This is a genomic window from Kineococcus indalonis (assembly GCF_009906395.1).
In the GTDB taxonomy this organism is placed as follows: domain Bacteria; phylum Actinomycetota; class Actinomycetes; order Actinomycetales; family Kineococcaceae; genus Kineococcus; species Kineococcus indalonis.
Genome location: NZ_JAAALM010000075.1, coordinates 1 through 10,810, shown reverse-complemented (window position 1 = coordinate 10,810; position 10,810 = coordinate 1). Strand labels below are relative to the sequence as shown.

Sequence of the window (10,810 nt, the reverse complement as noted above, 5' to 3'; positions counted from 1 at the left end):
GCCCAGGCCCCCTCCCTGCACGCCGCCCCGCCGCTGCCGTTCACCGCGCGGCACATCGGCCCCGACGCCGAGCAGGTCGCGCGGATGCTGCGCACCGTGGGCGCGGCCTCCCTGGAGGAGCTCGTCGAGCGGGCCGTGCCCGCCGGGATCCTCGAGCGCGCCGGCGCCCTGGACCTGCCGCCGGCCCTCGACGAGGCCTCCGTGACCGCCGCCCTGCGCGAGCTGGCCTCCCGCAACCGCGTGGTGCCCTCGATGATCGGGCTGGGCTACCACGGCACCCGCACCCCGGCCGTGGTGCGGCGCAACGTGCTCGAGGACCCCGCCTGGTACACCGCGTACACCCCGTACCAGCCGGAGATCTCCCAGGGCCGGCTGGAGGCCCTGCTGAACTTCCAGACCGCGGTGGCCGACCTCACCGGCCTGGACGTGGCCAACGCCTCCCTGCTCGACGAGGGCACCGCCGCGGCCGAGGCGATGACGCTGGCGCGGCGGGCCTCGAAGGCGCCCGCCGGCGCGGTGTTCGCCGTCGACGCCGACGTCCTGCCCCAGACGCTGGCGGTGCTGCGCACCCGCGCGGTGCCGCTGGGCGTCGAGCTGGTGCTGCTGGACCTCGACGCCCCCGACCCGCTGGCCGCCCTGGGGGAGCGGGCCGTGTTCGGCCTGCTCGTGCAGTACCCCGGCACCTCCGGGCGCGTGCGCGACCTGGCCGGCGTCGTCGCCGCCGCCAAGCAGCGCGGTGCGGTGGCGGTGGCGGCGGCGGACCTGCTGGCCCTGGCGCTGCTGCGCGCGCCCGGCGAGTTCGGCGTGGACGTCGCGGTGGGCAGCTCCCAGCGCTTCGGGGTGCCGATGTTCGCCGGCGGCCCGCACGCGGCGTACGTGGCGGTGCGCAAGGGCCTGGAGCGCAACCTGCCCGGCCGCCTGGTGGGCGTCTCCAGGGACGCCGACGGCGCGCCCGCCTACCGCCTGGCCCTGCAGACCCGCGAGCAGCACATCCGCCGCGACCGGGCCACCAGCAACATCTGCACCGCCCAGGTGCTGCTGGCCGTCATGGCCGGCTGCTACGCGGTGCACCACGGCCCCGAGGGCCTGCGCTCCATCGCCGCGCAGGTGGCCGGCACCGCGGCCGGGCTGGCCGCCGCCCTGCGCGCCGGCGGCGTGGAGGTCGTGCACGAGGAGTTCTTCGACACCGTCCTGGCCCGCGTGCCCGGCCGCGCCCGGCGGGTGGTGGCCGCCGCGCTGCGGGCCGGGGTGAACCTGCGCCTGGTCGACGAGGACCACGTCGGCCTGACCTGCGACGAGACCACCGCGCCGGAGCACGTGGCCGCGGCGCTGGCCGGTTTCGGCCTGGAGCCGGTGCAGGACGCGCCCGAGCACGCCCTGCCCGGCGCGCTGCTGCGCACCAGCGCCTACCTGCAGCACCCGGTCTTCTCCCAGCACCGCTCCGAGACGTCGATGCTGCGCTACCTGCGCCGCCTCTCCGACGCCGACTACGCCCTGGACCGCGGCATGATCCCGCTGGGCTCGTGCACGATGAAGCTCAACGCCACCACCGAGCTGGAGCCGGTGTCCTGGCCGGAGTTCGCCGACCTGCACCCGTACGCGCCGGCCGACCAGCTCGCCGGCACCGCCGAGCTGGTGGCCGACCTGGAGCGCTGGCTGGCGGAGGTCACCGGCTACGACGCGGTGTCCCTGCAGCCCAACGCCGGCTCCCAGGGGGAGTTCGCCGGACTGCTGGCGATCCGCGCCCACCACCGCTCCCGCGGCGAGGCGCACCGCACGGTGTGCCTGATCCCCAGCTCCGCGCACGGCACCAACGCCGCCAGCGCGGTCATGGCGGGCCTGCGGGTCGTCGTGGTGGCCTGTGACGCCGACGGCAACGTCGACCTGGACGACCTGCGCCGCAAGGTGTCCGAGCACGCCGACGACCTGGCCGCCATCATGGTGACCTACCCCTCCACGCACGGGGTGTACGAGGCGTCCATCCGCGAGGTGTGCGCCCTGGTGCACGACGCCGGCGGGCAGGTGTACGTCGACGGCGCCAACCTCAACGCCCTGGTCGGCCTGGCCCGCCCCGGCCGCTTCGGCGCGGACGTCTCGCACCTGAACCTGCACAAGACGTTCTGCATCCCGCACGGCGGCGGCGGCCCCGGCGTCGGCCCGGTCGCGGTGCGCGCGCACCTGGCCCCGTTCCTGCCGGCCACCTCGCCCGAGGCCGACCCCGAGCGCGTCGGGATGGTCTCCTCCGCGCCGTTCGGCTCGGCGGGCATCCTGCCGATCTCGTGGGCGTACGTGCGGCTCATGGGGGCCGAGGGCCTGCGCGCCGCGACGGTGCAGGCCGTGCTCAGCGCCAACCACGTCGCCGCGCGGCTCTCGGAGGCCTTCCCGGTGCTGTACCGCGGCCCGGGCGGCCTGGTGGCGCACGAGTGCATCCTCGACCTGCGCCCGATGACGAAGGCCACCGGCGTGACGGTGGAGGACGTCGCCAAGCGGCTCATCGACCACGGCTTCCACGCCCCGACGATGTCGTTCCCCGTCGCCGGCACCCTGATGGTCGAGCCCACCGAGAGCGAGGACCTCGCCGAGGTCGACCGCTTCTGCGACGCGGTGCTCGCCATCGCCGACGAGGTGCGCGAGATCGCCGAGGGCCGCTGGGCGGTGGAGGACTCCCCGCTGCGCCACGCCCCGCACACCGCCGCCGCGCTGACCGGCGAGTGGGACCACCCCTACACCCGCGCCGAGGCCGTCTACCCCAACGGGCTGGACCCGCGCTCGAAGTACTGGCCCCCGGTGCGCCGCATCGACGGCGCCGCCGGCGACCGCAACCTCGTGTGCTCGTGCCCGCCGCTGGAGGAGCTCGCCGAGGGCTGAACGGGGCGGGGCGGGGGTCTGGACCGCGGTCCGCTTCGGCGGCACCCTGGGGCTGCCACCCGGAGCGTCCGGGCGGCGACCTGGAGGCAGCGGTGAGCGAGACGACGCAGGACCCCGCGCAGCAGAAGGCGCAGATGGACCGGTGGAACGCCGCGGTCGTCGAGGAGTTCCGCACCCGCGGCGGGAAGGTCGGGGGGCGGTTCGAGGGCGTCCCGGTGGTCCTGGTGCACCACGTGGGGCGCAGGAGCGGCGCCGAGCGCGTCAGCCCGATGGTGTACCAGGACGTGGACGGCGCCCTCGCCGTCTTCGCCTCCAAGGGAGGGGGGCCCGTCCACCCGGACTGGTACCACAACCTGCTGGCCCACCCCGGCACGACCGTCGAGGTGGGCACCGAGACGTTCCCCGTCCGGGTGCGCGAGCTCACCGGCGAGGAGCGCACGGCGGTGTGGGAGAAGCAGAAGGCCCTCGTGCCCGGGTTCGCCGAGTACGAGGTGACCGCCGCGCCCCGGCAGATCCCCGTGCTGCTGCTGGAGCGCGCCGGCTGAGCCGGCCGCGGGGGGACCGCGCGCGTCCCCCCGCGAGCCCGCCGGGCGTCCTAGGATCACCGCGGGGGGTGATCACGGTGGGTTTCCTGGAGTCGCTGCTGCAGCAGAGCTGGCTGCTGTGGATCGCCGCCGCGCTCGTCCTGGGCATCCTGGAGATCACCGCGATCGACCTGGTCTTCGCCATGCTCGCCGGCGGGGCCCTGGCCGGCGCCGCCGCCGACGCCCTCGGCCTGGGGTTCGTGGGGCAGGTGCTGGTCGCCGCCGCCGTCGCGGGCCTGCTCATCGGCACCATCCGGCCCGTGCTGCTGCGCCGGCTGAAGATGCCCCCCGTGGGCACCACCAACGCCCCGGCGCTCGTGGGCCGCACCGCCCTCGTGCTCAGCGACGTCAGCGCGCGCGGCGGGCTGGTCAAGCTCGTCGGGGAGACCTGGTCCGCGCGCACCGGCCCCGGTCAGGCCTTCACCGCCGGTGAGGACGTCGTCGTCACCGCCATCGACGGGGCCACGGCCGTGGTCGGCCCCGTCCCGCCCGGGCCGGTGCCCGGGGCGCCGCACCCTGAGGAGAAGCCTTGATCGACACGGTCGTGACGCTCGTCGTCCTGGTCCTGGTCGTCCTGTTCGTGGCGATCGTCATCGCCCGCACCATCCGGATCGTGCCGCAGGCCACCGCCGTCATCGTGGAGCGGCTGGGCCGCTACTCGCGCACCCTGGACGCCGGGCTGCACTTCCTCGTGCCGTTCATCGACAAGGTCCGCGCCGTCGTGGACCTGCGCGAGCAGGTGGTCTCCTTCCCCCCGCAGACCGTCATCACCTCCGACAACCTCGTCGTGAGCATCGACACGGTCATCTACTACCAGCCCACCGACCCCAAGGCCGCCACGTACGAGATCGCCAACTACATCCAGGCGATCGAGCAGCTCACCGTCACGACGCTGCGCAACGTCGTCGGCTCCCTGGACCTGGAGCAGACCCTCACCAGCCGCGACCAGATCAACGGCCAGCTGCGCGGCGTGCTGGACGACGCCACCGGCCGCTGGGGCATCCGCGTGAACCGCGTGGAGCTCAAGGCGATCGACCCCCCGCACAGCGTGCAGGACTCCATGGAGAAGCAGATGCGCGCCGAGCGCGACCGGCGCGCGGCGATCCTCAACGCCGAGGGCCTGAAGCAGTCGCAGATCCTCACCGCCGAGGGCGAGAAGCAGTCCTCGATCCTGCGGGCGGAGGGCGCGGCGCAGGCGGCGATCCTGCGCGCGCAGGGCGAGGCGCGCGCCATCACGCAGGTCTTCGACGCCATCCACCGCGGCGACCCCGACCCCAAGCTGCTGGCCTACCAGTACCTGCAGACGCTGCCGCAGATCGCCCGCGGCGACGCGAACAAGCTGTGGATCGTGCCCAGCGAGCTGGGCGACGCCCTCAAGGGCTTCGGGTCGATGTTCAACGCCCACGGCGGCGCGGACGGCGACGGCGCGCCGCGGCGCGAGCGCGGCGGGGAGGCCCCGCACGTCCCGGACTTCGAGGAGCCGGTGCTGGAGGACCCCTCCGCGGCCCTGCACCGCGCCCGCGCCGAGGCCGCGGGGGCCACCGCCGCCGCCGAGGGCGCCACCCGCGGCGTCAGCGCCCCGGGGAGCGCGCCGGGGAGCGCGCCGGGGAGCGCGCCGGGGGAGCGCTGAGCCCCGCCACGCCCGCACCCGCCTCGTGCTCGCGGCGCAGCCGGCGCCCCTCGCGCGCGTACCAGCCGCCGAACAGCGCCACCGCGGTGGCGACCTCCACGAGCGTGCCGCCCTGGTGCATCAGCTCCGCGCCGGCGCGCAGGTCGGCGGTGCTACCGGCGTGCCCGCCGTGGCCGGGCGCGGCGGGCAGCCCGCGCGCCCACAGCAGCTTGGCCACCACGTCGTGCACGGCCGCCGCGACCACGAGCAGCACCGCCCGCGCCGCCACCCCCGGCCGGTGCGGCAGCGGGTCCGCGCCGGCCACCACCGCGCTGAACAGGTACGCGGCCGCCGCCATGTGCGCGTGCACCAGCGCCCCGAGCCAGGGGCGCTCGTGGGCCAGGGCGAACAGGGGCGTGAGGTAGAACGCCGCCAGCCCGCCCACCTCCAGCGCCAGCACCACCGGCGCCCACGTCACCACCCGCGACCAGCGCCCGCGCACCGCGCCCAGCAGCGCGCGCCGGGCCCGCAGCGGCAGGGTGCGCAGCGCCAGGGTCACCGGGGCGGCCAGCGCCAGCAGCAGCGGCGCCAGCACCGTCGCCAGCAGGTGCACCACCACGTGGGCGCGGAAACCGCCGGCCGGCAGCACCCCGGGCGCCAGCGCGGGCGCCAGGCCCGCCGCCGCCAGCGCGGCCCCGGCGCCCAGGGCCGCCGCGGTGCGCCGCACCGGCCAGCGGTCCCCGCGCCGGTGCAGCCGCTGCTCGCCCACCAGGTAGGCGCCCGGCACCAGCGCCGCAAGGACCAGCAGCACCGCGTCCGCCCCGGCGTCCACCCCCGTGCTCACCCGCGCGCCGACCCCCGGGCGCGGCGCCGCGCCCGGGCCAGCACCGCGGCCCCGGCCACGGCGCTCAGCGCGCCGGCGAGGTTCCAGGCCAGGTCGTACGGCAGCAGCTCCACGCCGTAGCGGACTTGGTGCAGCCCCAGCACCTTGTGCTGGACCAGCCCGTCGTACAGCTGGAAGACGCCCCAGCCCAGCAGCAGCCCGCCCACCAGGTGCGCCCGGGAGGCGGCGCGCCGGCGCTGCAGGTCGGCGAAGAGGAACAGGCCCGCCACGGTGGCGATCCAGCCGCCGGCGTGGAAGAGCCCGTCGGAGAACAACCCGACCTCGAGCGTGGAGCGGTCGTAGAAGTGGTGCCAGTGCAGCAGCTGGTGGAAGACGACCTCGTCGAGGAACGCGGCCAGGCCCACGCCCGACAGCACCCCGGCCAGCAGGGACCGGCGCCTCACCCCCGCCCCCTCAGCCGGCCCGCGGCGGCACGGCCGTGGGCCCCTCGCTGTGCCCGGGTCCCAGCGCCTCCACGACGGCGCTGCGGCGCAGCGCCTCCAGCTCCGCGGCCTGGCGGTCGGCGCGGTGCACCAGCTCCTGCAGCTGCTCGGCGTCCAGCCGCTCGTCCGTCAGGGCCAGCTCGCGCAGCGCCCGCCACACCGCCCCCTTGCCCAGCACCCCCAGGTGCAGCAGCTCCAGCTCGACCACCGAGCTCAGCGGTGAGCGGCGCAGCAGCCGCCCGTTGGTCTTCAGCGCCCCCGCCGCCTCCGCGGCGCGGCCCAGCGCCTGCAGGCGCCGGTCGGGCTCGACGCCCAGGGCGCGCATGGTGCGCAGCAGGGTGTCCTTGTCCTCGGCGACCTCGCGGGCCAGGCGCGCCAGCACCTGCCCGGCGTCGCTGCCGCGGTGGCTGCGCGCGGCGCGCGCGAAGCGGGCGCGGCCGGCGGTGGCGCCGGCGTAGTGGTCGTTGAGGTAGATGGCCAGCAGGTGCTGCCGGTCGGCCGGGGGGGTGCGGTGCTCTTCCACGTCCCTGCCCTACCCGTTCGCGGCGGTGGGCAACCCCCGGGCGGTTGCCCCGGGTGCGCGCGGGGTAGGGGACGGGCGTGGAACCCACCGACCGGGAGCTGTCCCTGACCTTCGTCGGCACCGCGACGACGCTGGTGCGCTACGGCGCTCTGACGCTGCTGACGGACCCGAACTTCCTGCACCGCGGGCAGTACGCGTGGCTGGGCAAGGGGCTGGTCTCCCGGCGGCTGACCGAGCCGGCCCTGCAGGTGGGTGACCTGCCGGAGCTGGACGCGGTGGTGCTCTCGCACCTGCACGGCGACCACTTCGACCGCGTGGCCCGCCGCGGGCTGGCGCGCGGGGTGCCGATCCTCACCACCCCGCACGCCCGCCGCCGCCTGGCCGGGCGCGCGGGGTTCACCGACGTCACCGGCCTGGCGCCGTGGGAGTCGCGCACGCTGCGCCGCGGCGGCGTGCAGGTGCGGGTGACCGCCGCCCCCGGCCGGCACGCCCCCGGGCCGTGGCAGCGCCTGCTGCCGCCGGTGATGGGCAGCGTGTGGGAGTTCGGCCCGGTGGGCGGGCCGGTGGGCTTCACCGTCTACGTCTCCGGCGACACCCTCAACGTCCCCGAGCTGCGCGAGATCCCCATGCGCCACCCGCACGTGGACCTGGCCGTCCTGCACCTGGGGGGCACCACCCTGCCCGGCGGGCTGGTGGTGACGATGGACGGCGTGCAGGGCGCCGACCTGCTGCAGGTCGTCGAGCCCGCGCAGGCGGTGCCGGTGCACGTGGACGACTACGGCGTCTTCCGCTCGCCGCTGTCGCACTTCCGCGACGAGGTGGAGCGCCGCGGCCTCGGCGGCGTCGTGCGCCACGTCGCGCGCGGCGAGACGGCCGTCTTCGCGCCCCGGTGAGCGGGCAGGACCCCGCTCCGGCGGAGCTGCCCGAGCGCTCGCCGGGCACCCGCCGCTGGCTGTTCGCCGACCAGCTCGGCCCGCACTTCCTCGACGCGCCGGAGCAGCCGGTGCTGCTGGTGGAGTCCACGGACGTCTTCCGCCGCGCTCCGGTGCACCGCCGCAAGGCGCACCTGGTGCTCTCGGCGCTGCGCCACCGCGCGGCCGAGCTGGGCGGGCGCGCCGAGGTGGTGCGTGCCGGCACCTACGGCGAGGCGCTGGCGGGGGTGGGCGAGCCGGTCAGCGTCTGCGACCCCACCTCCTGGGGTGCGCGCCGCCTGGTGCGCCGGCTGGCGGACGCCGGGGCGGGCGGGCGGCGCGCGCCGGTGCACGTCCTCGCCTCGCGCGGGTTCGTCGTCTCCGAGGCGCGGTTCCGGCACTGGGCGCGCCACCGCGGCCCCCGCCGGCTGCTCATGGAGGACTTCTACCGCGACGTGCGCCGCCACCACGGCCTGCTGCTCGACGGGCGCGGGGGCCCGGTGGGGGGCTCGTGGAACCACGACGCGGCCAACCGCGAGCCGCCGCCGCGCTCGGGCCGGCTGGACGTGCCCGACCCGTGGTGGCCGGTGGAGGACGACGTCGACGCGCAGGTGCGCGAGGACCTGGACCGCCTGGAGCGCTCGGGCGTGCGCTTCCTGGGCGCCGACGGCCCGCGCCGCTTCGCCGTCACCCGCGCCGAGGCCCTGGCGGCGCTGGAGCACTTCGTGCAGCACCGCCTGGAGGCGTTCGGCGCGCACGAGGACGCGATGCTCTCGCGCCAGCCGTGGATGGCGCACTCGCTGCTGTCGGTGCCGCAGAACCTCGGCCTGCTGGACCCGCTGGAGGTGGCCCGGCGCGCCGAGGAGCACGGCCGCGCGCACCGGCTGCGGGTGGCGTCGGTGGAGGGCTTCGTGCGCCAGGTCGTGGGCTGGCGCGCGTGGAACTGGCACCTGCACTGGCACCTGGGCGAGGGGTACCGCGAGAGCGACGCCCTGCGGGCCCGCGAGCCGCTGCCGTCGTGGTTCACCGATCTGGACGACGGCGCGGTGGCGGCGAACTGCCTGGCGCACGTGCTGCGCGGGGTGCGCCAGGAGGGCTGGGTGCACCACGTGCCGCGGCTGATGGTGCTGGGCGGGTGGGCGCTGCAGCGCGGCTACCGCCCCGCGGAGCTGGCCGACTTCTTCCGCCGCGCCTTCGTCGACGGTCACGAGTGGGTGATGACCACGAACGTCGTGGGCGTGTCCCAGCACGCCGACGGCGGGGTGCTGGCGACCAAGCCGTACACCTCCGGCGGCGCGTACGTGGACCGCATGAGCGACTTCTGCGGCGGCTGCCGCTACGACCCGGCGGTGCGCGTCGGTGAGCGCGCCTGCCCCTACAGCGCCGGGTACTGGGCGTTCCTGCACGCCCAGCGCGAGCGGCTGGCCGCCAACCCCCGGATGCACCAGGCGCTGCGCGGGCTGGACCGGCTGGGCGACCTGGACGCGGTGCTGGCGCAGGAGCGCGCGCGGGGCGCGCAGCCGCCGTGAGCGGCCGGCGCCCCGCCCGCGCCCCGCGCCCGGGCCGTCAGGGCAGCGCGTCCTGCGCGCGCACCGCCCCCACGGTCGTCATCCGCAGCACCGGCGCCGTCCCGAACCACACCGCCACCGTGCGCCGGGCCGCCCCGAGGTCCTCGCCCAGCACCACCGCGCGCCCCAGCGCGCCTGCGGCCAGGCCGTCCACGAGGTGCCGCTGGGCGCCGGGGGCCACCGCGAAGTCGCCGGCGGGCAGCCCGCGCCCGACGCCCGCCGAGGCCAGCGCGCCGGCGGTGCCGTAGCGGTCGGCGCCGGAGAGGCGCTCCGCGCCGGGCATCCGCAGGGCCGCCTCGTCGGCCACCCCCTCGCCGCCGCCGGCCACGGTGGTCCCCCGCACGCCCAGGGCGCTCAGGGTCCGCGCCGTCCGCTCGGCCGCGGCCGGGTCGTCGGGCAGCACCACCAGCGGCTGGCCCAGCCCGGCGGCGGGCCCGGCGGCCGCCAGCGCGTCCACCAGGTGGGCCTGCTCGCCGGAGGCGGCCCAGGCGTGCTCGGCGCGCGGCAGCAGCTCGGCGACGGCGCGCGAGGTGGCGTAGCGGTCCGCGCCGGCGACGCGCGCCACGTGCGCGACGCCCAGCGCGCGCAGCCGCTCCGCGGTCGGCTCGCCCAGGGCGTCGGCGCCGCCGACGAGCAGCACCGAGCGCACGCCGCGCTCGGCCAGGTACGCGGACGTGGCCCCGGGGACGGCCTCGCGGGTGGCCAGCAGCAGGGGCGCGGCGAGGCTGCGGGCCAGCGGCGCGGCCGACAGCGCGTCCACCAGGTGCGCGTCCTCGCCGCTGACGAGCACGGCGACGTCGGCCTCGGGGAAGCCCTCGCGCGCCACCGCCGCGGCCGTGGCGAACCGGTCCGGGCCGGTGAGCGGGCTGACCGACCCAGGGGTGCCGCTGGGCAGCGGCGCGCCACGGTAGGTGCGGCCCTCGGCGCACCCCGGGTGCGGCACCGGCAGCGCCGGGGAGCAGCGGGGCGTGAGGGTCTCGAAGCCGATCTCCGGCGCTGCCGCGGCCGGTGCCGCACCCGCGCCGGCCAGCAGCGCGGTGGCGAGCAGGGCGCCCGCCCCGTGGCCGCGCTGCCGCCGGGACGGGTGCCGGGACGGGTGCTGCCGGGTCGGGTGCTGGGTCGGGCGCTGCTCGGACGAGGATCCCCCCGGGACGTGGGTGCACCGCCCGCGGCGGTGCGGCGGCCGGGGGAGCGTGGCACCGCCCGGGGCGGTGGCGCAGGCGTTTTCCGGGCGCCCCGACCCGCTCCGGAGCGCGGCGCGCGACGCACCGCGACCGGGCGCCGGGGAACTTGTGCAACGTTGTAGAGCGAGGCATGCTCAGACCGGCACCCGCTCGGGTGCGCTCGACGACGAGCAGGAGGAACCCCGTGCCCCGAACGACGCGCAGCCGCGAGGCGACGCCGCGCACCCCCGGCACCCC

The 10,810-nt window shown here is 77.3% G+C and carries 10 protein-coding genes; 6 read left to right on the top strand and 4 right to left on the bottom strand.

Features of this window, described 5'->3' with window-relative positions:
- Positions 1–15 precede the first annotated feature (15 nt).
- The 4 genes from gcvP to GTR00_RS06015 all read left to right on the top strand — a co-directional run bounded on the left by gcvP (position 16) and on the right by GTR00_RS06015 (position 5,082).
- On the top strand, positions 16–2,868 hold the full coding sequence (gene gcvP / locus GTR00_RS06030) for an aminomethyl-transferring glycine dehydrogenase (RefSeq protein ID WP_166610734.1): 2,853 nt from the start codon (positions 16–18) through the stop codon (positions 2,866–2,868).
- 92 nt (positions 2,869–2,960) lie between these two features.
- Positions 2,961–3,413 (top strand): nitroreductase/quinone reductase family protein, encoded by a 453-nt coding sequence (locus GTR00_RS06025; RefSeq protein ID WP_323132258.1) that lies wholly within the window; start codon positions 2,961–2,963, stop codon positions 3,411–3,413.
- 68 nt (positions 3,414–3,481) lie between these two features.
- Complete coding sequence (locus tag GTR00_RS06020) at positions 3,482–3,985, top strand: NfeD family protein (RefSeq protein WP_323132257.1); 504 nt, start codon at positions 3,482–3,484, stop codon at positions 3,983–3,985.
- Positions 3,985–5,082 carry an SPFH domain-containing protein gene (locus GTR00_RS06015; protein WP_166610731.1) on the top strand — a complete coding sequence of 366 codons (1,098 nt, stop codon included), beginning with the start codon at positions 3,985–3,987 and terminating at the stop codon, positions 5,080–5,082. Before GTR00_RS06020 ends, GTR00_RS06015 begins: the two co-directional genes overlap by 1 nt.
- Here the strand turns inward: GTR00_RS06015 and GTR00_RS06010 are convergent.
- From GTR00_RS06010 to GTR00_RS06000, 3 genes are read right to left on the bottom strand one after another with little or no spacing between them, the layout of a single operon-like run.
- On the bottom strand, positions 5,024–5,905 hold the full coding sequence (locus GTR00_RS06010) for a cytochrome c oxidase assembly protein (RefSeq protein WP_166610729.1): 882 nt from the start codon (positions 5,903–5,905) through the stop codon (positions 5,024–5,026). The two genes, GTR00_RS06015 and GTR00_RS06010, sit on opposite strands and share 59 nt — an antisense overlap.
- Positions 5,902–6,348, bottom strand: a complete 447-nt coding sequence (locus GTR00_RS06005) for a DUF2243 domain-containing protein (RefSeq protein ID WP_166610728.1) — start codon at positions 6,346–6,348, stop codon at positions 5,902–5,904. The genes GTR00_RS06010 and GTR00_RS06005 overlap by 4 nt, the downstream gene beginning before the upstream one ends.
- 10 nt (positions 6,349–6,358) lie before the next feature.
- Positions 6,359–6,910 (bottom strand): hypothetical protein, encoded by a 552-nt coding sequence (locus GTR00_RS06000; protein WP_166610727.1) that lies wholly within the window; start codon positions 6,908–6,910, stop codon positions 6,359–6,361.
- A 77-nt stretch (positions 6,911–6,987) separates the two neighbouring features.
- Here GTR00_RS06000 and GTR00_RS05995 point away from each other — a divergent pair, with 77 nt between their 5' ends.
- Together GTR00_RS05995 and GTR00_RS05990 are read left to right on the top strand one after the other, a co-directional pair.
- Positions 6,988–7,803: an MBL fold metallo-hydrolase gene (locus GTR00_RS05995; RefSeq protein ID WP_166610726.1), complete on the top strand. Its 816-nt coding sequence runs from the start codon at positions 6,988–6,990 to the stop codon at positions 7,801–7,803.
- Positions 7,800–9,350 (top strand): cryptochrome/photolyase family protein, encoded by a 1,551-nt coding sequence (locus tag GTR00_RS05990; RefSeq protein WP_323132256.1) that lies wholly within the window; start codon positions 7,800–7,802, stop codon positions 9,348–9,350. The genes GTR00_RS05995 and GTR00_RS05990 overlap by 4 nt, the downstream gene beginning before the upstream one ends.
- 37 nt (positions 9,351–9,387) lie before the next feature.
- Here the strand turns inward: GTR00_RS05990 and GTR00_RS05985 are convergent, their stop codons facing one another.
- A complete protein-coding gene (locus GTR00_RS05985; RefSeq protein WP_323132255.1) occupies positions 9,388–10,332 on the bottom strand; it encodes a cell wall-binding repeat-containing protein in 945 nt (314 codons plus the stop codon).
- Positions 10,333–10,810 lie beyond the last annotated feature (478 nt).